Raw genomic sequence first — 22,087 nt, 5'->3', positions numbered from 1 at the left:
AAATATGCAAGTCAAGCAAATCTTTGGTTTCTTTTTTGGCTCTTTTTGGGTCGCCATTCCCTTGATGATCGTCTATGCCACAGCTTGTGCGATGGCGACCTTTATTGAAAATGACTATGGCACGCCCGCTGCCCAAGCGGTGGTCTATGGCACTTGGTGGTTTAGTGCCCTGCATGTGTATTTGCTCATGGTCATCGTAGGCACGCTGATCACCTCTAGGGCATTCCAAAGAAGGCGTTATGTGAGTATCTTTTTCCATAGCGCATTGGTACTGATTATCTTAGGTGCTGGGGTAACGCGTTTTTTTGGGTTTGAAGCCACCATGCACATCCGTGAAAACCAAACCTCTAATTTAATCACCACCACCGCAACTTACTTGAACTTACACATTGAGAAACCCGGACAAGCCCCGCTGGATTTTTCCTTTAAAAGCAATCTCTCACCCTTTTCCAAATACCTCCCTAGTCAAGAGGTGATGGTTTATGATAAACCCCTTTTGTTAGAGCCCCTCAAAGTCCTCAAACAAAGTGCTGACAAAAGAGACAACCGCGCGTTATTAGAACTCAAGGCAAGTTATGATGGGGAGAGCCATGTTTATGAAATTATCGGCGGGCATGGGATTGAGAGTCAGAGCGTGGTCGCCACCCTTAAGGGCATGCAAATTGCCATTAATTGGGGCGTAACCCAAAGAGAACTGCCCTTCAAGCTCAAGCTCAAACGCTTTGAGTTGGAACGCTACCCCGGATCGATGAGCCCCTCCTCTTATGCCTCTGAAATTGAGGTTTTGGATTCTAAGGATCAACTCATCATGCCCTACCGGATTTTCATGAATCATGTTTTGGATTATGGCGGATACCGCTTTTTCCAATCCTCCTACGATCGCGATGAAAAGGGCACGATCTTATCGGTCAATCGGGATCCAGGCAAAAATCTAACCTACTTGGGTTATGCCGTGTTGATCTTGGGTGCGGTGTTGATGCTCTTTAGCCATAGTGGGCGTTTCCAAAGACTCTCCCGTTTTTTAAAATCTCAAAAAATCAATGCCTTTTTATTAGCCTCTTTGGTGGCTTTGAGCACTCACACTTTGCGCGCTGATGATTCCAAGCAGGGCAAAATTGACATGCATGGGGGCAAATCGGTTGCCACGCCTTTAGATAATATGGGGAAACTCAGCCTAGAAAAAGAGAAGATGGCTAATATCAACGCCCAAATCATCCAGCGCATGAAAAATCTCAAGGCGCACTCCAAAGATCAGCTAGGGCAGTTCCAACGCCTGCAGATTCAAGGTTTTGAGGGGCGTATCAAGCCCTTAGACACTCTGAGCATGGATTTGATCCACAAGATCACCCATGAAGATGGTTTTAAGGGCATGGATAATATCCAAGTGATGTTGGGCATGATGCTCTATCCGGATGATTATAAGAGTATCAAAATGATCTACACCTCCACGCCAAAACTACGCACCATGCTAGGCGTACCCGCCCACCAAAAACGCATTGCCTTTTTAGATGTCTTTGGCCCGCATGGGTATAAGTTGCAAAACTATGTTGAGGAGATCAACCAAAAAGCCCCCAAAGATCGCGATGAATTTGATAAAGATGTGCTCAAAGTTGATGAACGCATTAATCTAGTCTATATGATCTTTAGTGGGAGCATTTTAAAGATTTTCCCGGAGAAAAACTCCAACGCATGGCTCTCCCCAGCTGAGGCGATCAAGAGCAGTGATCCCGAGTTAGTCAAGCAAGCCACGCATTTTTTGCGCGCGTTGTTTGTGGGCTTTGATGCGGGGGTGGAGAGCAATAAATGGGATGGCATCAACCAAACTTTAAAAGAGCTGGGGGCTTACCAACAAGCCCATAGCAAACTTTATCTACCTGCCAGCCGCATTAACTCCGAGATTTTCCTAAACCACAGCAATTTTTTTAATGCCTTAACCATCCCCTATCTCTTGCTGGGTGTGGTGTTGCTGATCGTGGTGCTGGTGGGGACTTTCAAAAACAAGGCTCCGCATGCTTGGTTGCATTGGGGATTTTACGGGCTATTGCTCTTGTGCGCCTTAGCCCATAGTGCGGGCTTGCTCTTAAGGTGGTATGTTAGCGGGCATTCGCCTTGGAGCAATGCCTATGAATCCATGCTCTACATCTCTTGGGCGGCTGTGCTAGCCGGGCTGATCTTGCGCTCCAATTTAGCCCTATGTGCCTCTAGCTTTTTAGCCGGCACGGCGTTATTTGTCGCACATTTGGGCTTTATGGACCCCCAAATTAGCAATCTTGTGCCCGTGCTCAAGTCTTATTGGCTCAATATCCATGTCTCCATCATCACGGCTAGTTATGGCTTTTTGGGCTTGTGTTTTATCTTGGGGCTTTTGACCTTGATTTTATTTGTGTTGCGGAGCAAAAAACGCCCCCACATCGATCAAACGATTCTCTCATTAAGTGCCATTAACGAAATGGGCATGATCTTAGGGCTTTTCATGCTCACTGTGGGTAACTTTTTGGGGGGTGTGTGGGCTAATGAATCTTGGGGGCGTTATTGGGGCTGGGACCCTAAAGAAACTTGGGCGCTCATCTCCATTGCGGTCTATGCGGTGATCTTGCATTTGCGCTTTTTACGCTTTGAGTTCATGCCCTATGTCTTTGCCTCTGCTAGCGTGTTGGGCTTTTACTCCATTTTGATGACCTATTTTGGGGTGAATTATTACCTCTCTGGCATGCATAGCTATGCTGCTGGCGATCCCTTGCCCATCCCTAGTTTTCTCTACCCCTTTGTGGCTTCGACCTTCATCTTAATTTTGCTAGCGGGCTTGAAGCGTAAATTAGTGATGGCTAAGCTCTAGCCAGTCCTTGACTTTTGCCCATTTTTTCACTAGAATTTGGGCATACTTGTTTTCCTCTTAACCGATTTAATAGCGTTGCCAATCTGTCAAAACGCAAAACCAATGTAAGTTAAGGATGTTAATGGCGCAAGAGCACCACAAGCAAAAGACACACACCCCTGTAAGCGGGTATCGCATCGAGGAGTTGCGCGCCCAGCCCACCGAAAAACTCCTAGAAATTGCCAATGAATTAAAGGTGGAAAACCCCCAAGAGTTCAAACGGCAAGATTTGATGTTTGAAATCCTCAAAAATCAAGTGAGTCAGGGCGGGTATATTCTTTTTACCGGGATTTTAGAAACCGCCAATGAAGGCTATGGCTTTTTAAGGGGGATGGATGGGAGTTTTTCAGATAACCAAAATGACACCTATGTGAGTCATTCCCAAATCAAGCGTTTTGCGCTCAGAAATGGCGATGTGGTGACCGGGCAGGTGCGCCCACCCAAAGATCAGGAAAAATATTATGCCCTGCTTAAAATTGAAGCGGTCAATTATTTGCCCTTAGATGAAATCCGCAACCGCCCGCTCTTTGATAACCTCACCCCGCTTTTCCCCACCGAACAAATCAAACTAGAATATGAGCCCACCAAAGTAACCGGGCGCATGCTCGATCTCTTTAGCCCCATCGGCAAGGGGCAACGCGCGCTCATTGTCGCCCCACCCCGCACGGGTAAAACCGAATTGATGAAAGAATTAGCCCATGGGATCACCTCCAACCACCCGGAGGTGGAATTGATTGTGTTGTTAGTGGATGAACGCCCTGAGGAAGTAACCGACATGCAAAGAAGCGTTAAAGGGCAGGTTTTTAGCTCCACTTTCGATCTGCCCTCTACCAATCATATCCGCATCGCCGAATTGGTGCTAGAGCGGGCTAAAAGGCGGGTGGAGATGGGTAAAGATGTGGTGATCTTATTAGATTCGATCACGCGCCTAGCCCGTGCCTACAATGCCGTAACGCCCTCTAGTGGCAAGGTGCTCACCGGGGGCGTGGATGCTAACGCTTTACACAAACCTAAGCGTTTTTTTGGAGCTGCGCGCAACATTGAGGAGGGGGGGAGCTTGACCATCATTGCTACTGCCTTGATTGAAACCGGATCGCGTATGGATGAGGTGATCTTTGAGGAATTTAAAGGCACGGGCAATAGCGAGATCGTGCTCGCTAGAAGCATCTCCGATCGGCGTATTTACCCCGCCTTTGATGTGCTCAAATCCGGCACGCGCAAAGATAATATCTTGCTAGGCAAGGACAAACTCACTAAGGTTTGGGTGCTCAGAAATGTCATGCAACAAATGGATGATGTGGAAGCCCTCAATTTTATTTACTCCAAAATGCAAACCACTAAGGATAACCAAGAGTTTTTGAATCTCATGCACGAAAATACCTAATGCGTGTGGGGGTTTTTGATAGCGGGGTGGGGGGTTTGAGCGTGCTTAAAAGCGTCCTGGAGGCGCGCTTATTTGCAGAGGTGATCTACTATGGCGACACCGCCCGCGTGCCCTATGGTCCTAAGGATAAAGCCACGATTGAACGCTTTTCCCTAGAGGCACTGGACTTTTTCAAGCCCCACCAAATCGACTTGCTAATTGTGGCGTGTAACACCGTGAGCGCATGGGCATTGTCCGCCATGAGAGAGCAAGCCACCATGCCCATTGTGGGCGTGATTGAGCCCGGGGCGTTGGCTATTACACAAAGTACGCCTAAAAATGCCTCTATTTTAGTTCTGGGCACTAAGGCGACCATCAGCTCTGGGCGTTATGAAAGGGAACTCAAAGCGCATGGTTATAGCTCTATTAAAAGCCTAGCCACCGGACTTTTTGTCCCCTTGATTGAAGAGGGGGTTTTACAAGGGGATTTGTTAGAGGCTTGCATGCGATATTATTTTAAAAACCTCCTAGAAGCCCCCGATGTGGTGGTGCTGGGTTGCACGCATTTTCCCTTGATCATCTCCAGTTTGCAAGATTATTTTACCCGCTATTTTAAGCACCCTTGTCAGTTTGTGCATTCTGGGAATGCCATTGTGCAATATTTGCAAGAGCACCACCACCTAAGCCCCTTGCCTAGCCCCTCCCAAGTGCGCTTTTTTGCTAGTGGAGATGTGGGCATGCTCCAAGCTCAAGCCAAAGCGTGGTTGGGTTTAGCAAACTAAACGAGCAAGCCCACCAACAGCACCAAAATGGGCTCGAGGTTGCCATCTTATGCTGAAACTAAGTTTTTTTGGGCTAAAATCGCCCTTATTTTAAGCAATGGGGAATAATGGAGATCAAGAGAGCTTTTTTAGATCATTTCAAGCATCTCGATCACATGGAGGTGCCAAGTTCTAGTCTCGTGCCTGCGGATTCTTCTTTGCTCTTCACCAATGCGGGCATGGTGCAATTCAAAGATATTTTTTTAGGCAAAACCAAACCTTTTACCAGGCGCGCCACCAGTGCCCAGCTGTGCATGCGTGCAGGAGGCAAGCATAACGACTTAGAAAATGTGGGTTATACCAACCGCCACCATACTTTGTTTGAGATGTTGGGTAATTTTTCCTTTTTTGATTATTTTAAAGAGGAAGCCATCGCTTACGCCTTTTCTTTCGTCCAAAAGTTGGGTTTCAAGCCACAAGATATTTATATCAGCGTCCATGAAAAAGACACGCAAGCCTATGCACTTTGGCAAAAATTTGTCCGCCCCGATCACATTAAAAAAATGGGCGATAAGGACAATTTTTGGCAAATGGCAGATACGGGGCCTTGTGGGTATTGCAGTGAGATTTATATTGACCAAGGGGACAAACATTTCCACTCCAAAGAGGATTATTTTGGGGGGGAGGGGGATCGCTTTTTAGAGATTTGGAATTTGGTTTTTATGCAATATGATCGCTCTGAACAGGGGGTTTTAAGCCCACTTAGCCAGCCTTGCATTGATACGGGCATGGGCTTAGAGCGCGTGCAGGCTCTCTTAGAGGGCGTGCATAATAACTTTGATAGCTCGCTCTTTAAGCCCTTGATGGCTAGCATTGCTAATGTCTTTGATCTGAACTATCGCGAACATTTAGAATCCTTTAGGGTGCTAGCCGATCATGCTAGGAGTGTGGCGTTTTTGCTGGCAATGGGGGTGTATTTTGAGAATACGGGGCGGGGGTATGTCCTCAGACGCATTTTAAGGCGGGCACTCAGGCATGGGTATTTGTTGGAACTCAGCAAGGGCAAGGAGTTAGACGCGCCCTTTTTCTACCAAATCTTGGGGGATTTGTGCGAGTCTATGCATGATTATCCACTACTCAAAGAACATCAAGAGAGTATCCAAGCCGAATGCCGTGTTGAAGAAGAATTATTCTTAGCCACGCTCAATAAGGGCATGCATTTATTTGAAAATGCCTTGCAAGAGTGTAGCGGGTCGAGCTTTAGTGGGGCGGTGGCTTTTAAACTCTATGATACCTATGGTTTCCCCCTAGATTTGACCATGGACATGTTGCGTGATAAAAACATGCATGTCAATATGGCAGAATACCAAGCGTGCATGCAAGAGCAAAAACAACGCTCCATGCATAGTTTTAAACAGAGCAATGCCAAAGATGGCTTAAAGGCGTTGGATTTGAGTGCACTAGAGCCTAATGAATTTGTGGGCTATGACTATGAGGAGGTGCGCGCTAAGGTTGTGGCACTCTACATGGGCATGGATTGCAAGGCGTATGTTGTGTTGGATAAAACCCCTTTTTATGCGCAAGGGGGCGGGCCTATTGGGGATAGGGGGGCGATCTTGGATACCAACCATGTTTTATTGGCTCAGGTTTTGGACACCCAAAAGGTGGGGGGGATCAATGCCAGCTTACTAGAGTTAGAACCCGGAGCAAGTTTAAAAGTGGGCAATGAGGTGATCGCCCAAGTCTTTGATCGTGCTGAGATTGCCAAACACCATAGCGCAACCCACCTTTTACACCTTGCCCTAAGAGAGATTTTAGGGGCTATTGCCAAGCAAGAGCATAAAAACGCCCAAATCCAGCAAAAGGGCAGCCACATTGAGCCCCACCGTTTGCGTTTTGACTTTAGCTTTTATCGCAACTTGGAGGACACCGAGATCGCCCAAATTGAAGCCTTTGTGAATGATAAAATCTGTGCGGGGGCAAGCACGGCTATAGAGAATATGGAGGTTGGTTGTGCTAAGAGCAGTGGGGCAGTGATGCTCTTTGAGGATAAGTACTTAGAACAAGTGCGTGTGGTAGAGATTGCTGGGAGCTTGGAGGCGTGCGGGGGGGTGCATGTGAGCAATAGCGCGCATATTGGGGGCTTTGCGGTGATTAAAAGTTCTAGCGTGAGTGCGGGGGTGCGCCGTTTAGAGGCGGTGTGTGGGCGGGCTTATTATGACTTTGTGGCTAAGGAGCGTGCTATACTCAAAGAAGCCCGCCAAAGGCTTAAAAACCCCGATCTGCTCAAAGCCTTAGCGCAAAAAGAACAGCAAGGGGCAAAATCTAAGGGAGCGAACGCCTGCCTAGAAGCCCTCAAACTCTATCCCATTGCCCATAAAAAGCTCCAGCTAGCGGTGTTGTTGGCACAAAAACAAGATTTAAACACTTTCTTTGCCTTTGTGGATCAATATAAGAAAAATCAAGAGCCTTTAGTGGCGATTTTCAAGCACCATAACGCCCAAAAGCATGCGTTAGATGTGGTGCTTAAGAGTGTGGGGGCTTATGACATGCTGGCTTTGCTAGAGGTTTTAAAAACGCATGTGCAGAGTTTGGACTACACCACAAAGGGTGGGGGCAAAAAAGACCATGCCTCTTTGAGTATTAGTAAAAAAGATCAAGCAGAATGGGGGGCACAAGAAATCCAAGCCATAGCCCAAGAGTTGAGCCAAGTTGCGTTAAAAAGTTTGGAGAGTTAGTGCATACCAATACCCTTTTTTTAATGCTCTTTGTGTCCTTGATCTTAGGGCTGGTAGGCTTACTCATTTTTTTATGGGGGTTAAAAGGCAAGCAATTTAGCGATGAAAAAAAGATGTTGGAGTCGCTTTTATACGATGGTCCTGAGGATCTCAACCTTGCCAAACAAGAAGAGGAATTGAAGAAAAAGAAAGGGTAATATGACGACAATTTACGATGTGTTGGTCGTGGGGGCAGGACCTAGTGGGATTGCCACCGCCATAGAGTGCCAGTTGAATGGAATCCATAAAGTTTTGTTATGCGAAAAAGAGGAACAATGTTGTGGCATGTTACGCAAATACTACAAAGCGCATAAGAGAGTGGATAAAGATTACCGCAAGCAAGTTGTGGATATTAGGGGGCATATCCCCTTTGGGGATACAGACAAAGAGGGGGCTTTAGCGGTTTTTGAAAAGGCATTAGAGGAGCATAAAACGCAGGTGCGTTATAAATGCGGCATTGAAAGCGTGCAAAAAAAAGGCGATCTCTTTGAGGTCGTAACGGGCAGTAATGAGGTCTTGCAAGCGCGCGCTGTGGTGATCGCCATTGGCAAAATGGGGCAACCCAACCGCCCCAGCTACCCGATCCCTGTGGAGGTGATGCGCCAAGTGGTCTATACGATCAATGATTGCAAGGAGCGCGAGGAATTGTTAGTGGTGGGTGGGGGTAATTCAGCTGTGGAATATGCCATCGCACTTGCTAACACCAACCACACCACTTTAAATTATAGGCAAAAGACTTTTAGCCGTGTGAATGCAGAAAATTTAAATGCCTTGCAAGAAGCCTTTGCTAACAACCTCAAGCAAAAACTGGGCGTGGATATTGAGGGCTTAGAGGCTGTTGAGGGGCGTATCCAAGTGAATTTTAATGATGGAACGCATGGGGTCTATGATCGGATTTTATTTGCCATTGGGGGTTCTACGCCTTTAGAGTTTTTGAAAAAATGCCAAGTGTCTTTAAATGCGTCTAACCTACCCATTGTGGATGACAAACACCAAAGCAATATCGAGCATCTATACATCGTGGGGGACATCGTTTATAAATCGGGGGCGAGTATTGGGATTGGACTCAATGCCGGCTTTGATGTCGCCCAAGTGCTTAAAGAACAATTAGCCTAATGCTAAAAATGCAGTTTAAGGCGGGGTGGCTACTCTTTATTGGGATTTTAATGTTAGGCTCAATCCAATTTAGTCAAGGAGAACACATGCAGGTTTTTAAAGTTTTTGTCAAAACAGATGATCGGGGGTTTTTGGACCTTAAGTTTGGGGGGAATGCCGAGGCAGAGTTTTTAGATCATGGCTTACCCAAGCGATCCCCTAAAATTAGCTGGGAGAAAGTGCCCGGAGCCAAGAGCTATGCCCTAGAGATCGTGGATTACGATGCCAGTGCGGTGATGGGCAAACCCTTCATCCATTGGGTGGTGGGTAATATCACCAGCACGGAGTTGCTTGAAAATGCCTCCAAAGAGGATAAGGATATTACACAAGGGATCAACTCACTCACAGAGGGCTATTGGCGATCCTCTTTAAGCCCAGAGCAAAAGCAGGCTTCCAATCTAGCCAACAGCGACTATATTGGACCTATGCCTCCCGATCGCGATCACCATTATTTGATCCAAGTCTATGCCCTCGATGTGGCGCATTTGGATCTAAAACCCCCTTTTTTCATTAACCACTTGCACGATGCGATGCGGGGGCATATCTTAGGCTTTGGGCGTGTGGAGTTCAAATACCCCCAAATGCGTGCGCGTTAGTCTCATTGAGTTTTAAACTTAGGTGTGTTAGGATCGGGGGCTACTTACGCTTGAAGTGGTGCTGAAAAATAAAAAAGGGTTGGAGATGCAAGAGGGTTCTGTCTTTGATTTTGACATCCATGCGATCAGCCAAATTCTCCCACACCGCTATCCGTTTTTGTTAGTGGATCGGGTGGTGCGCTTGGAGACTTTTAAAGATGTGCATGCATATAAGAATATCACTTATAACGAAGAGGTGTTTATGGGGCATTTCCCGGGCAAACCCATTTATCCGGGTGTGCTGATTGTGGAGGGCATGGCGCAAGCGGGGGGGTTGCTGGCTTTTATTAGTCTTTTTGGTTATGATCCGGTGGCTGCGAGCACGAAAATTGTTTATTTCATGACCATTGATCGGGTTAAGTTTAGAAATCCGGTGATTCCCGGGGATCAATTACATTATCATTTGGCAGTCCAAAAACACAAGGGCATGATTTGGCAGGTGGCGGGCGTGTCTAAGGTGGGGGACAAAGTTGTCGCTGAAGCCGAGCTTAAAGCGATGATTGTGGATCGCAAGGAGGAAAAAGCATGAACATCGCTCCTAGTGCCATTGTGGATCCGCATGCGCAAATCCATAGCACGGCTAAGATCGGGCATTTTTGTGTCATTGGACCCGATGTGGTGCTAGAGGAGGGGGTGGAACTTTACAACAATGTTACTTTGCTAGGAATCACCACGATCAAGGCGCACACCACCATTTTTCCCTACGCCACTTTAGGCACGATCCCCCAGGATTTAAAATACGGGGGCGAACGATCAGAACTCATTATCGGGGAACATAATTTGATCCGTGAGTATTGCATGATCAACCCGGGCACCAAGGGCGGGGGGAATCAAACCATTATTGGCAACCATAATCTACTGATGGCTTATGTGCATGTCGCCCATGATTGCAAAATCGGGGATCATTGCATTTTGGCTAATGGGGTAACCTTAGCCGGGCATATTGAGATTGGCGATCATGTCAATATTGGCGGACTGACTGCAATCCACCAATTCACAAGGATCGCTAAGGGGTGCATGGTCGCTGGGGCAAGTGCTTTGGGTAGAGATGTCCCCCCTTATTGCAATGCTGAGGGCAACCGGGCGTTCATTCGGGGGCTAAACAGATACCGCATGCGCAAACTCCTAGAAAGAAGCGAGATTGACTTTATCAGCGTCCTTTATAAAAAACTCTTTGATCTCAAAGACACTTCGATCCGCAACAATGCGCTTAAAATTTTAGAACAATACCCAGATAACCCACACGCCCAAGAGATTTGTAACTTTGTTTTGCAAAGCGATCGGGGCATTGCCATTAAAGAAGGATACTTCCAAGATGAGGAGGCAACATGAATACCCGTTATTGTAGTTTTTGTAATAAGCCTGAAAGCACCTTACACCACCACCGCCGCTTAATTTTCTCTTCGCGTAAGTCTGGCAAGGACACCCACATTTGCGAATATTGTGTGGAATATCTCTATAAAGAACTCCACACAGAATTACCCACTCTGCACCCACGCAAATTCGATCACATTGAGGGCATGCTCCCCCCAAGCAAAACCCCCCCCATGTCTTTGATCCCCTCTCCTAGCGCGCTTAAAGAAGCGCTGGATAACTATGTGATCGGGCAAGAGGAGGCTAAACGGGTTTTAAGCGTGGCGGTCTATGATCACTACAAACGGCTCAATTACCAAGAAAAGCACACGGAAAACACCGCCCTAGAGGTGGAGATTTCTAAGTCCAATATTTTGTTAGTAGGGCCCACCGGAAGCGGTAAAACCTTGATGGCACAAACCCTAGCACGCTTTTTAAATGTGCCTATTGCCATTAGCGATGCGACTAGTCTAACTGAGGCAGGCTATGTGGGCGAGGATGTGGAGAATATCCTTACGCGCTTGTTACAGGCTAGCGATGGGGATGTGGAGCGCGCCCAGCGCGGGATCGTCTTTATTGATGAGATTGACAAGATCGCCCGACTCTCAGAAAATCGCTCCATCACGCGCGATGTGTCTGGGGAAGGCGTGCAACAAGCTCTTTTAAAGATCATTGAGGGGGCGGTGGTGAATGTGAGCCCTAGAGGTGGGCGCAAACACCCCAATGAAAATTTTGTCCAAATTGATACGACCAATATTTTATTCATCTGTGGCGGGGCATTTGATGGGATCATTGACATCATTAAAAGACGCGTGCATAGCAATGTCTTGGGCTTTGGGAGTGAGAAAAAGACCAAAGAACAACTTGAGGATATTTTGCACCTAGTCGAGCCTGAGGACTTGATCTCCTATGGTTTGATCCCTGAGTTAATTGGGCGTTTGCCCGTGATCTCTGCACTCAAACCCATTTCCAAAGAGGCGATGGTTGATATTTTGCAAAAACCCAAAAACGCCCTCATCAAGCAATACCAAGAGCTGTTTAAAATGGACGATGTGGAATTGGTGTTTGAAGAAGATGCGGTTGAAGAGATCGCCAATTTAGCCATTAAGCGCAAAGTCGGGGCTAGGGGCTTAAGAGCCATCATGGAGGATCTCACTTTAGATGTTAGATTTGATCTCCCCAGTCTCAAGGACTACCAAGTTATCATCACTAAAGAGTGCGTGCTCAAGCAAGAAAAGCCCTTGCTAATTAAAAAAAATAAACCCTTGCTGATGCCCTCTTAAAATCCAACAGAAAGAGTTTCATGATCCTAGATAAAATAATCGGTGTTTTTTCTCACGATGTGGCGATTGACTTAGGCACGGCTAATACCGTGGTGTCTGTCAAGGGGCAGGGTATTATCATCAATGAGCCCTCCATTGTCGCTGTCAAACTCAACAAATACGATCGCATGGAGGAGGTCTTAGCGGTGGGGAGTGAGGCTAAGGAGATGATTGGCAAAACGCCCGCTGGCGTGCAAGCCATCCGCCCCATGAAAGATGGGGTGATTGCCGATTTTGACATCACCGAGAAAATGATTCGTTATTTTATTGAAAAGGCGCATAAACGCAAATCCTTGATCCGCCCTAGAATCATGGTCTGTGTGCCCTATGGGCTAACCAGTGTGGAGCGCAAGGCGGTTAAAGAGAGTGCGATGAGTGCGGGGGCTAGGGAGGTGTTTTTGATTGAAGAGCCCATGGCTGCAGCCATTGGGGCGGGCTTGCCTGTTAAAGACCCACAAGGGAGCTTGATTGTGGATATTGGGGGGGGCACAACAGAAATTGGGGTGATTAGCCTTGGGGGGCTGGTGGTGAGCAAGAGTATCCGTGTGGCGGGCAATAAGTTAGATGCTAGTATTGTAGATTATGTCCGCAAAACTTATAACTTGCAGATTGGGGAGCGCACGGGCGAGGAAATTAAAATCGCCATTGGATCAGCCATTGAGCTAGACCCCCCTTTAAAAATGGAGGTGAGCGGGCGCGATCAAGTGAGCGGGATTTTAAACACCATTGAGCTTAACAGCGAAGATGTCAGAGAGGCGATCAAGGAACAAATTAAAGAAATCAGCAACGCCTTAAAATCTGTTTTAGAAGAGGTCAAACCTGACTTGGCTGGGGACATTGTGGAAAATGGGGTCGTTTTGACCGGTGGGGGGGCTTTGATTCGTGGGCTAGATAAATATTTGAGTAATATTGTCAAGTTGCCCGTTTTTGTGGGCGAAGAACCGCTCTTGGCGGTGGCTAGGGGCACGAGCAAAGCCATTGAAGATTTGGATTTATTGAGTAGTCTAGGGGATTTGTAGGATCAAGTTTGGTTGGCAAGCGGGGCATTTTAGTTTTAGGCGTTTTTTTCACTATCTTGTATTTGCTAGACATCCGCGGGTCTAGCAGTTATTTAAGCGATAAAATCAAGGTCTTTTTTTTAAACACCAAAGATTATTTTGTTGTGGGCTACCAAAAGCACTTCCAGCAAGCCCAAATGATTGAGGATTACCAGCAACAACTACAAGGTTATCGCGATCTCAAACTCGCCTATGCTGATCTGATCAGCAAAAACAAGGCTCTAATAGCTACTATTGGCGATTTAGAAAATCTCCAAAAGACCTATGCGCCCAACACTTCAAACCTATCTGCCCTCCTTGCTAACAAAACCAAAAACCCCCATGTTTGCCCAACCCCCCTAGAGTCAGCCCTGCTCCCCTCTGCGCTTTTCACGCTCACACGGGTTTATGGCTTTGCCAAGTTGGGCGATACCCACCAGTTACTCCTAGATGTCAAAGCCTCCTACCCCAAAGATCAGATTTTGGGCATGGTGGCATTTAACCGCACCATAGGAATCGCCGTGCAAAGAGATGGGCGTTTTGTGGGGCTCTTGCATGGCGATCCGCAGACTAGCTATAGCGTGATGGTCAAAAATGGCGGGAAAGTCTATTATGGTTTTATCACCAGCGAGTCGTTTAATACCTATGTGAGTTTTTTGCCCGCCTATGCGCCCATACAAGTAGGAGACCCGGTTTTCACCAGTGGTTTGGATCACATCTTTAGCACGGGGATTTATGTCGGCAAAGTCGCTAGCATAGAAGATCACTACCTTTATAAAAGAGCCTTGCTCCAAGTCGAGCCCCTCGATCAGATGATTTTTTACACCACCTTAGTGAGCATGCCCTAATGGCTGATTTTGGGCGTTTTTACCAAGATTTGCTCTTAAGCGATGGGGTCTTTTTTTTAGAAAATAGTTTAGATGCGCTGCTAGATACGCCCATTCCCCCCGACAAACAACAAGAAATCTTTAAGATCTTCACTTCTAAAGCCCTCGACTTATTTAAAAAAGGCGAGGTGTTGGGAATCAAGTATTTGTATTTGGGGCTGTTGATCCCAGATATGATCGCCCTAGATATGGACTTTGAACGCTATTTTAGCCTAGCCCAGCAAGCCATGCAAGCTAGCAGCAACCCCATCGAGACACGCATGTTTTTTGAGCTGGCGTGTATCTCTAAGTTGATGAGCGGGGCAAAATTAGAGGCACTGCATTTTTTAACCGAACAACTTTGTTTGCAAGATAGTGCCTTTTTATGCCATTACAACGCCTTGATCATCGATCTTTTCACAAAATTAAAAGTCCCCTTTAGCGTGCCTAAATGCGTGTTTGACAAGCTCTTAAACCCCGTCCACTTTCTAGCCCTCCACCCCAAGACCCAGCGCAATATTTTAAACGCCCAATTACATTTATTTTGGAATGTCCCGCATTACTTTGCCTCCAAAGAGTGGTTAGGGCTTTATGAAACCTACAAAGTTTTATTTGTGGCTTTGTTGGAGGCAAATGCCCTAGATAACGCCCTATTTTTGCAATTTCTCATCTACCATGTGTGTGGGAACGCCTTTAGCGATGGGGCACAATGGGAGGATTTTAATACCCATATTACCTTGATCGCCTCCAAGCATTACCCCCGATTATTCCAGCAATACTGCACCACGCATGCTAAAAGCTACCCTTGCTACTTGGAACACAGCACGCCCATTATCATTGGCATTTTGCGGGATCGCTTGGTGGAAAATTCCCCCTTCAAGGTGGAATGCTCACTAATAGCCATGCTCACCAAGCACCCCGCCTTCAATACACGCTTTAAAATCAAGGTTTTTAGCATGGACTATGATGAAAAAAGCCCCAATGACCCCCAAGCAATCGCCTTGTTGCAAAATTTGGGCGAGTGGGCGGGCTTTGGGGGCACTATTGAGGTGATCACTCTCCCAGTGGGCGATGCCTTTTATCAAAGCCACTTAGAAAAAGCCTTGAGGCTAAAAGAATTGCTCTATGCCCACCAAGTGCGTATTTTAATCAGCCCCAATAATGGCTATGGAATCAGCGATTTTTTGCTTGCCACCCGTTCTGGTGTTGTGCAGATTTATTATAGCCATGGCAACAAGGCTTACCATCTAGATACCCTAGAGGGTTATATGACCCACATTGCCCCCACCATTGGGGCTTATAGCCAATCAAATCTGCCCTATCTGGGTATTTTTGTCCCCATGCTCTCTTTTTTTTACAACCCCCCCCTAGATGCCTATAGCCAGCATTTGGTGCAAAAAACCCGCTCATTTTATGTGTCTGACCCTAATGCGTTGATTTTAGGCACAATCGGGCGACTCACTAAACTAGATAGCTTGGAGTTTTTGCACAGCGTGTTAGAAATTTTGCACCAAGCCCCCCAAAGCGTGTATTTGGCATGCGGGATTGGGTCTAGCCACGCCATCCAAGAAAAATTAGAGCAACTCATTAAAGAGCACAGCCTCCCGCCCTCTTTGTTGGAGCGTTTTAAATTTGTGGGCTATGTGGATGCGCATTTATACGGGCATGTGATCGATTTGTTCTTAGACACCTTCCCCATGCAACAAGGCGAGAGCAAGGCGGAGTTTAGCGGGAAAAATAAGCTAGTTTTGACCCTCTCAGAGAGCACGCCCCAAGCACGCCAAGAAAATTTTAACGCTTTTGTATCCGCTCACATGCGTGCCCTTAAAGAGCTTTGCAGCACCCATGCCATTAGCCTAGAGGATTACCAACGCTACTACCACCAAGAAGCCCAAAGCGTGATCGCGCTTAGCCCTAAGGATTATGTGAGTAAAGCCCTAGCACTCTTAAAACTCTGGCAAAACCCTAAGCAACTTAAAACCCTGCTAGAGGAGCGATCAATCTTGCGCGCGATCACCCACAAAGTGAAAGCAGAGCAAAGCGTGGATTTAATGGTCAAATATTTAGACCAACTTTTGGGATAGGCATGCGTTGGGTCTATGTGGTATTTTTAAGCCTTGTTTTTTTAGGATTTTTGGGGTGCATGGGGATGTTTTTACCCATGTTTTTCTCCTCCCTCTCCCAAGATAACCAAAACCAGTTAGACCAATTTGGGGACGATCCCATCAATGGCGATCGCCAATCCCAAGAGGTGCTTTATTACACCCGCTTAGAACCCCCAATGTTTGAAGATTCCTCAGGACACCCCATCGAACAAGATGTGGGCTTGTCTTCCCAAGACATTAGGGGCACGGCGATGGGTGGGGTTGAAATCCAAAGAAGCGACTTGCTCCAAGAGGTTAAAGACAGCGAGCAAGAACGCAAAGACAAGGCAAATACCCCCGAGACTTTCCACACGAAGTTAAACGATTGTGCCAAAAACGACCTTTTTAACGAGCTAGGAGCCCAACTCACCATCAAAACAGACGAACAGAAACGCTGTATCCGCTTGCAAAACCACTACTTTAGCGTGCTCAACAAACATTACGCCGCCATCAACCAGAAAAAAGCACGGGTTTTGATCCTCTTACAAGATCTAGTGAGTGCTTGCAACACCTACCCAGAAAAGCAAGCTTTGCTAAAAAGCCCCTTTTTCAAACGCCTAGCCCCCCATATCAACACACGCAGAGAAAAATTACTTTACAAACAACTCAGCAATGCCAAGCCCTTAAAACGCGATGGTTTGCATGCGCTCTTAATCGATCCCAAACTGGGCGAACGATTCTATCGTTGTCAATATTTTATCCACGCGCCTTGAGGCGTTTTTCTCGTAGTTGCCCACAAGCCGCACTGATGTCTAGCCCCTTAGAGATGCGAATCGTGCAAAGCAAACCTTTTTGATTCAAAAAGTCCGCAAAGGCTTGCACTTTTTCTAAATTAGGACGCTCAAAGGGGCTATTTGGCATGGGGTTATAGGGGATGAGATTGACCTTAGCTCTTAGCCCATTGAGCAATTTTAACAATGCCCTGGCATGCTCTAAGCCATCATTATGATCTTTTAAAACCAAATATTCAAACATGATGCGTTTGCGGGTGTCTAAAGGGAAACGCCTAATGGCATCAATCAAGGCTTGGATATTATAAGTCTTGTTGATGGGCATTAATTTAGAACGCAAAACATCATTGACCGCATGCAAGGAGATTGCCAACTGCACGCCTAGATTAAGCGCGCCCAACGCGTCAATGAGGGGTGCCACCCCGCTTGTGGAGATGGTGATGCGTCTGGGGGCGATATTAAGCCCTGCTGGATCGCTTAAAATTTTAATTGCGCGCACGACCTGCTCAAAATTATGCAAGGGTTCGCCCATGCCCATAAAGACCAAATTAATCCCCTTGGTGGGTTCTAAATGGTGATCGCATTTGAGATACACCACTTGTTGTACGATCTCAGCGGCTGATAAATCACGCACAAAGCCCCCCTTAGCGGTCGCACAAAACACACAGCCCACCTTGCAACCAATTTGGCAACTCAGACAAAAGGTCAGTTTCTCTTGGGCGATTAATTGCCCCTCATCGCTAAATTGTTTGTCTTTCATCACCATAAAAACACTCTCAAAGGTGTGATCATCAGGGGTTTTAAACAAATACTTTTGGCTTTGATCGGCACTGCACTCATGGGCAACCACCTCTAGCGTGCCTAGATTAAAATCTTGCATGGCTTGTTGTCTAAAGCTCTTGGGGAGATTGTGCATGCCCTCAAAGCTAGAGGCGTAGCGTTGGTAGAGCCAGCTAAAGACTTGTTTAGCCACAAAGGGCTTAAAATGGTGCTGGGCGCAATAACTTTTGAGCTCCTCTAAAGTGAGCCCGTATAAAGAGGGTTTCAAACTCACTCCACGGTTACGCTTTTGGCTAGATTGCGGGGTTTATCCACATCTAGCCCTTTGAGTTGCGCCATCTCTAGGGCAAAGAGTTGCAAGATGACCAACATGCTAAAAAATTCAGGCATGTAGTGGGTGTAGGGCTTGGTTTGGATTTGGAAGGTGGCGTTATCAATGGGCGTGGGGCTAATGGCAAAAATGAGCCCATCGCGGGCGCGCAACTCCTCCACATTGCTTAGATTCTTAGAAAAAAGGAGATTTTGGGGCAAAAGGGCGATGCTTAATAAACTGCAATCAGCTAGGGCAATGGGTCCATGTTTCATCTCGGCACTGGCATAACCTTGTGCATGCACATAGGCAAGTTCTTTAAGCTTGAGCGCGCCCTCTAGGGCGAGGGGGTAAAACACCCCCCTACCCATGAAAAAATACCCCTTGGGGTTTTGCTCTAAAATCTGTGCGCTTAGGGTTTTAATTTGGGGGTGCAATTCTAGGGCATCTTTGATGGCTTGCATGCTTGCATGCAGGGCTTGGATTTGCTCTTGCATGGCTTGTTTGGATAAGCGTTTGTGCCCTAATTCTAGGGCTAAGAGCCACAGCGTTAAGATTTGACTCACAACGGCTTTTGTGGAGGCTACACTGCGTTCCAAACCCGCATGGGTTAAAAGGGTGGCATGCGCTAAAGCGCTCATGGTGGAATTTTGCGTGTTGCAAATGGCAAGCGTGTTTAAGTCCAAGCTTTTAGCCAATTTGAGAGCCTCTAGGGTGTCTGCACTCTCCCCACTTTGGGAAATGGCGATCACAAGTTCTTTGGCTTGGGTGGCGGGGTGGGCATAGCGGTATTCGCTGGCTAATTCAACCTGCACCTTGATCTGGGCTAGGTCTTCAATCAAGTATTTGCCCACCAAACCCGCATGGTAGCTCGATCCGCATGCAACCACACTCAAGCACGAGAGATCCTCTAAAAACCCTTTGGGGAGTTCTAAATGCACTTGATGGGCTTTAATCCGCCCTAGCAAGGTGAGCACTTTATCTTGCTCATAAATTTCTTTTTGCATGAGTGTTTTAAAACCCTCTAAATCGCTCTGCGCGCTATCTTGGATCACAGCAGAGGGCGTGCCTAAATCCTCCAGCTTAAAGGGCGTGTGTAAATCCAGCACGCCTATAGCCCCATCCTCTAGGCGCACCATTTGGCTAGCCTGGCTTAGAGCGCTGGGCGCGCTGGCAAAAAAGATACCTTGTTTGGCAAGTGCGATGAGTAGGGGCGATCGCTCTTTAGCATAAAAAATACAGCTGGGAAAATGGGTGTTGATGAGTAAAATCGCATACGCCCCCTCTAGCTGGGCGATGGTTGTTTGGAAGGCGTGCAAAGCCTGTTCTTTGGTGGGCGCACTGTGCAGGTGCTGGGCTTGTAGCTGGGCTTCAAATAAATGGGCGATGATTTCACTATCGGTTTGGCTGCTAAAAACATGCCCCTTTTTTTGCAATTTTTCCTTGAGGGTGGCGTAATTTTCAATGATTCCATTATGCACAATCGCACTGCCCGCATAAACATGCGGGTGGGCATTGGTGGCACTGGGTTTGCCATGGGTTGCCCAGCGCGTGTGGGCAATCCCCACCCCTTCCCCCTTTGAGGTGAAATCCTGAGTTAGGCTCTCTAGCGCATTGATTTTCCCATCGGTCTTATAAATCTCTAGCACCGGGCATTTTTTCTCTAAAGTGGCTAGCCCGGCACTATCATAGCCCCGATACTCCAACTCCTTAAGCCCTGCAATCAAAAGGGCTTTTTTTTCTTGTTTGCCAATATAGCCAACAATCCCACACATGGCAACCCCCTAAAATACCAGCATTTCGCGTTTGTATTTGTTGAGTGCGTTAATGTGCTCCTTTAACTCCTCCACATGCTCGCCAATTTGGGTGTAAAAAGCCATGTTGAGTGTGTCAGGGATGTCTAAGCTCCCCCGTTTCATCAAAATAAAATCGCCCAAGCTGATATTGGCGATCTTTAAAAGCACTTCAATCTCCTCTTTGGAATTTTCAATATTTTTAATGATGAGCTCTAATTTTTCAAACATGTTTCCTCTTTAAGTGGGTTTGCTAAGTCCTAGTGCTAAGAGTGTGTGTAGGTGCAACACACCTAGCACCCTTTGCTGGGTGTCTAGCACGATCAATAGCGAGATTTGGTGGGTTTCGATGAATTCTAAGGCTTGGATTAAGGGCATGTGGGGGTTATCAATGCACTTGGGCTCTAAGGTGGCAAAATTTTTAGCCGGGGCATGCAGATCAAAACTTGCGGGCTGGAGCAGAGCGCGGCGGATGTCCCCATCGCTTAGCACCCCCACTAATTGTTGCGCCTCATTTACCAGTAAGGCATTGCCTAAGCCCTTATCAGTAGCGCACAACAAGGCTTGGTGCAAAGAACAATCTGCACTCACTAGGGGTAGGTTTTGGGTGCGGTAGACATCTTTAACCTGCAAGCGTAATTGTTTGCCCAGTAGCCCCCCCGGGTGGGTGAGCGCAAAATCTTCTTTTTGGAAGTTTTTATGCACCATCAAGCACACCGCCAACACATCGCCTAGGGCTAAACTCAAAGTGCTCGAAGTGGTCGGCACGAGGTGGAAGGCTTCTTGTTCAATTTCTAGCTTTAAATGGTGGGTTGCCAGTTTGCCTAAGGAACTTTGAGAATCTTTACTCATGGCAATTAAAGTTTTATAGGGGATCACCCGTAGGGCATCGAGCAATTCCACACTCTCGCCCCCATAGCTAATGGCTAAGATGGCATCTTGGCTCCCCACAATCCCCATATCCCCGTGCATGGCTTCTGTGGGGTGCAAAAAGATCGCCTTTGTGCCCGTGCTGGTCATCGTGGCGGCGATCTTACGCCCCACATGCGCGCTCTTGCCAACCCCCATCACCACAACCAAAGGCGCACTGGCTAGGGCGTGGATTATGGGCTCTAGGGTGGGGTTACCCAGTGCCCCTATAGTCTTTAAAAGCGCATTGGCTTGTAGCTCTAGGGTGTGGCGCGCATGGCGGGCATAATCTAGCATTATTTTTGATGCACCTCTTTTTTGAGCATGGCGGCCTTGAGCGTGGGGATCAAATAGCCATAACCTTCTTTTTCCATGTCCTCTAGGGGCACAAATTTCAAGGCAGCACTATTGATACAATAGCGCAAACCGCCTAACTCTTTGGGGCCATCTTCAAAAACATGCCCTAAGTGTGCCCGCCCCACACGGCTACGCACTTCGGTGCGCAAGCGATCTAGGCTTCTATCCTCTTGGTAATTGACCACATCCTTAGCAATGGGCTTGCTAAAGGCTGGCCACCCACAACCGCTATCAAATTTATCGGTGGATAAAAAGAGGGGTTCGCCGGTGGTGATATCCACATAAATGCCCGGTTTGAAGAGTTTGTCATATTCATTGTCAAAGGGGCGTTCTGTATGGCTTTCTTGGGTAACTTGGTATTGCAAGGTGCTCAGTTTAGCCTTGAGCTCACCATCGCTGGGTTTGTGGTAGTCGTTAGGATCGATCAAGGGCTCATTGGCCTTTTTCAAATCAATGTGGCAATAACCCCCCGGATTCTTTTTCAAGTAATCTTGGTGGTATTCCTCAGCCACCACAAAGTTTTTCAAGGGTTCTAGCTCAATTTGGATTTTTTGTTGGTGGTGTTTTTGCAACTGCTCTAGGGCGTTAGCGATGATGGGGCGATCCTTAGGATCGGTGTAGTAAATCCCGGTGCGGTACTGCCTACCGCGATCATTGCCTTGTCGATCAATGCTGGTTGGGTCGATGACTCGGAAATAATAGCGCAAGAGTTTATCCAAACTGATTTGGGAAGGATCAAAGGTAACTTTGACGGCTTCGGCGTGATCGGTGTTGTGGAGTTCATGGTAATTGGTCTGATCGCTCTTGCCATTGGCATAGCCCACTAAGGCATCTTTGACCCCATAAATGCGCTCCATATACGCTTCCAGCCCCCAAAAACACCCCCCCGCTAAATAAATCGTGTGTTGCATAGGTTTCT

Annotated in this window: 19 protein-coding genes; 14 read left to right on the top strand and 5 right to left on the bottom strand. The window is 47.1% G+C overall.

The window, feature by feature from the left end; translation table 11 throughout:
* Positions 1–4 precede the first annotated feature (4 nt).
* The 14 genes from ccsA to C5684_RS00120 all read left to right on the top strand — a co-directional run bounded on the left by ccsA (position 5) and on the right by C5684_RS00120 (position 17,001).
* Positions 5–2,836 (top strand): cytochrome c biogenesis protein, encoded by a 2,832-nt coding sequence (gene ccsA / locus C5684_RS00185; protein WP_104639028.1) that lies wholly within the window; start codon positions 5–7, stop codon positions 2,834–2,836.
* A gap of 121 nt (positions 2,837–2,957) precedes the next feature.
* Positions 2,958–4,259, top strand: coding sequence for a transcription termination factor Rho (rho, locus tag C5684_RS00180; protein ID WP_013890694.1), 1,302 nt, complete (start codon positions 2,958–2,960; stop codon positions 4,257–4,259).
* The gene (gene murI, locus C5684_RS00175) at positions 4,259–5,020 is read left to right on the top strand and encodes a glutamate racemase (RefSeq protein ID WP_104639027.1); all 762 of its coding nucleotides are present in this window, start codon (positions 4,259–4,261) and stop codon (positions 5,018–5,020) included. Before rho ends, murI begins: the two co-directional genes overlap by 1 nt.
* 107 nt (positions 5,021–5,127) lie before the next feature.
* Positions 5,128–7,737, top strand: coding sequence for an alanine--tRNA ligase (gene alaS, locus C5684_RS00170; protein WP_104639026.1), 2,610 nt, complete (start codon positions 5,128–5,130; stop codon positions 7,735–7,737).
* A complete protein-coding gene (ccoS, locus tag C5684_RS00165) occupies positions 7,737–7,934 on the top strand; it encodes a cbb3-type cytochrome oxidase assembly protein CcoS (protein ID WP_013890691.1) in 198 nt (65 codons plus the stop codon). The genes alaS and ccoS overlap by 1 nt, the downstream gene beginning before the upstream one ends.
* A 1-nt stretch (position 7,935) precedes the next feature.
* A complete protein-coding gene (locus C5684_RS00160) occupies positions 7,936–8,892 on the top strand; it encodes an NAD(P)-binding domain-containing protein (protein ID WP_104628758.1) in 957 nt (318 codons plus the stop codon).
* Positions 8,893–8,978: 86 nt separating this feature from the next.
* Positions 8,979–9,527 (top strand): YbhB/YbcL family Raf kinase inhibitor-like protein, encoded by a 549-nt coding sequence (locus C5684_RS00155; RefSeq protein WP_199764443.1) that lies wholly within the window; start codon positions 8,979–8,981, stop codon positions 9,525–9,527.
* An 85-nt stretch (positions 9,528–9,612) separates the two neighbouring features.
* The gene (gene fabZ, locus C5684_RS00150) at positions 9,613–10,095 is read left to right on the top strand and encodes a 3-hydroxyacyl-ACP dehydratase FabZ (protein ID WP_006016940.1); all 483 of its coding nucleotides are present in this window, start codon (positions 9,613–9,615) and stop codon (positions 10,093–10,095) included.
* A complete protein-coding gene (gene lpxA, locus C5684_RS00145) occupies positions 10,092–10,898 on the top strand; it encodes an acyl-ACP--UDP-N-acetylglucosamine O-acyltransferase (protein WP_104639025.1) in 807 nt (268 codons plus the stop codon). Before fabZ ends, lpxA begins: the two co-directional genes overlap by 4 nt.
* A complete protein-coding gene (gene clpX, locus C5684_RS00140) occupies positions 10,895–12,202 on the top strand; it encodes an ATP-dependent protease ATP-binding subunit ClpX (protein ID WP_013890684.1) in 1,308 nt (435 codons plus the stop codon). Before lpxA ends, clpX begins: the two co-directional genes overlap by 4 nt.
* 20 nt (positions 12,203–12,222) lie before the next feature.
* A complete protein-coding gene (locus C5684_RS00135) occupies positions 12,223–13,260 on the top strand; it encodes a rod shape-determining protein (RefSeq protein WP_006016944.1) in 1,038 nt (345 codons plus the stop codon).
* An 8-nt stretch (positions 13,261–13,268) separates the two neighbouring features.
* Positions 13,269–14,126, top strand: a complete 858-nt coding sequence (locus C5684_RS00130; protein ID WP_013890683.1) for a rod shape-determining protein MreC — start codon at positions 13,269–13,271, stop codon at positions 14,124–14,126.
* A complete protein-coding gene (locus C5684_RS00125; protein WP_104639024.1) occupies positions 14,126–16,228 on the top strand; it encodes a tetratricopeptide repeat protein in 2,103 nt (700 codons plus the stop codon). Before C5684_RS00130 ends, C5684_RS00125 begins: the two co-directional genes overlap by 1 nt.
* Before the next feature lie 2 nt (positions 16,229–16,230).
* Positions 16,231–17,001 carry a hypothetical protein gene (locus C5684_RS00120; RefSeq protein ID WP_013890681.1) on the top strand — a complete coding sequence of 257 codons (771 nt, stop codon included), beginning with the start codon at positions 16,231–16,233 and terminating at the stop codon, positions 16,999–17,001.
* Here the strand turns inward: C5684_RS00120 and rlmN are convergent.
* From rlmN to msrB, 5 genes are read right to left on the bottom strand one after another with little or no spacing between them, the layout of a single operon-like run.
* Complete coding sequence (gene rlmN, locus C5684_RS00115) at positions 16,985–18,073, bottom strand: 23S rRNA (adenine(2503)-C(2))-methyltransferase RlmN (RefSeq protein WP_041602833.1); 1,089 nt, start codon at positions 18,071–18,073, stop codon at positions 16,985–16,987. The two genes, C5684_RS00120 and rlmN, sit on opposite strands and share 17 nt — an antisense overlap.
* Positions 18,070–19,884 carry a glutamine--fructose-6-phosphate transaminase (isomerizing) gene (gene glmS, locus C5684_RS00110; protein WP_013890679.1) on the bottom strand — a complete coding sequence of 605 codons (1,815 nt, stop codon included), beginning with the start codon at positions 19,882–19,884 and terminating at the stop codon, positions 18,070–18,072. The genes rlmN and glmS overlap by 4 nt, the downstream gene beginning before the upstream one ends.
* Before the next feature lie 9 nt (positions 19,885–19,893).
* On the bottom strand, positions 19,894–20,133 hold the full coding sequence (locus tag C5684_RS00105; RefSeq protein ID WP_013890678.1) for a DUF2443 domain-containing protein: 240 nt from the start codon (positions 20,131–20,133) through the stop codon (positions 19,894–19,896).
* Between the two features lie 9 nt (positions 20,134–20,142).
* Positions 20,143–21,108: a KpsF/GutQ family sugar-phosphate isomerase gene (locus C5684_RS00100; protein ID WP_013890677.1), complete on the bottom strand. Its 966-nt coding sequence runs from the start codon at positions 21,106–21,108 to the stop codon at positions 20,143–20,145.
* Positions 21,108–22,079, bottom strand: coding sequence for a peptide-methionine (R)-S-oxide reductase MsrB (msrB, locus tag C5684_RS00095; protein ID WP_041603003.1), 972 nt, complete (start codon positions 22,077–22,079; stop codon positions 21,108–21,110). The genes C5684_RS00100 and msrB overlap by 1 nt, the downstream gene beginning before the upstream one ends.
* Between the last annotated feature and the right edge of the window lie 8 nt (positions 22,080–22,087).

The organism is Helicobacter bizzozeronii (assembly GCF_900196775.1).
Lineage (GTDB): Bacteria > Campylobacterota > Campylobacteria > Campylobacterales > Helicobacteraceae > Helicobacter > Helicobacter bizzozeronii.
The sequence above is the reverse complement of the archived record's forward strand: the minus strand, read 5'-3'. Positions and strand labels throughout refer to the sequence as shown.

What these genes read in the sequence shown, in the direction of transcription:
- C5684_RS00160 (WP_104628758.1), top strand. Translation starts at nt 7,936, where the DNA reads ATGACGACAATTTACGATGTGTTGGTCGTGGGGGCAGGACCTAGTGGG.
- alaS (WP_104639026.1), top strand. Translation starts at nt 5,128, where the DNA reads ATGGAGATCAAGAGAGCTTTTTTAGATCATTTCAAGCATCTCGATCAC.
- clpX (WP_013890684.1), top strand. Translation starts at nt 10,895, where the DNA reads ATGAATACCCGTTATTGTAGTTTTTGTAATAAGCCTGAAAGCACCTTA.
- C5684_RS00100 (WP_013890677.1), bottom strand. Translation starts at nt 21,108, where the DNA reads ATGCTAGATTATGCCCGCCATGCGCGCCACACCCTAGAGCTACAAGCC.
- murI (WP_104639027.1), top strand. Translation starts at nt 4,259, where the DNA reads ATGCGTGTGGGGGTTTTTGATAGCGGGGTGGGGGGTTTGAGCGTGCTT.
- C5684_RS00105 (WP_013890678.1), bottom strand. Translation starts at nt 20,133, where the DNA reads ATGTTTGAAAAATTAGAGCTCATCATTAAAAATATTGAAAATTCCAAA.
- C5684_RS00135 (WP_006016944.1), top strand. Translation starts at nt 12,223, where the DNA reads ATGATCCTAGATAAAATAATCGGTGTTTTTTCTCACGATGTGGCGATT.
- C5684_RS00120 (WP_013890681.1), top strand. Translation starts at nt 16,231, where the DNA reads ATGCGTTGGGTCTATGTGGTATTTTTAAGCCTTGTTTTTTTAGGATTT.
- msrB (WP_041603003.1), bottom strand. Translation starts at nt 22,079, where the DNA reads ATGCAACACACGATTTATTTAGCGGGGGGGTGTTTTTGGGGGCTGGAA.
- glmS (WP_013890679.1), bottom strand. Translation starts at nt 19,884, where the DNA reads ATGTGTGGGATTGTTGGCTATATTGGCAAACAAGAAAAAAAAGCCCTT.
- fabZ (WP_006016940.1), top strand. Translation starts at nt 9,613, where the DNA reads ATGCAAGAGGGTTCTGTCTTTGATTTTGACATCCATGCGATCAGCCAA.
- C5684_RS00155 (WP_199764443.1), top strand. Translation starts at nt 8,979, where the DNA reads ATGCAGGTTTTTAAAGTTTTTGTCAAAACAGATGATCGGGGGTTTTTG.
- lpxA (WP_104639025.1), top strand. Translation starts at nt 10,092, where the DNA reads ATGAACATCGCTCCTAGTGCCATTGTGGATCCGCATGCGCAAATCCAT.
- rho (WP_013890694.1), top strand. Translation starts at nt 2,958, where the DNA reads ATGGCGCAAGAGCACCACAAGCAAAAGACACACACCCCTGTAAGCGGG.
- ccsA (WP_104639028.1), top strand. Translation starts at nt 5, where the DNA reads ATGCAAGTCAAGCAAATCTTTGGTTTCTTTTTTGGCTCTTTTTGGGTC.
- C5684_RS00125 (WP_104639024.1), top strand. Translation starts at nt 14,126, where the DNA reads ATGGCTGATTTTGGGCGTTTTTACCAAGATTTGCTCTTAAGCGATGGG.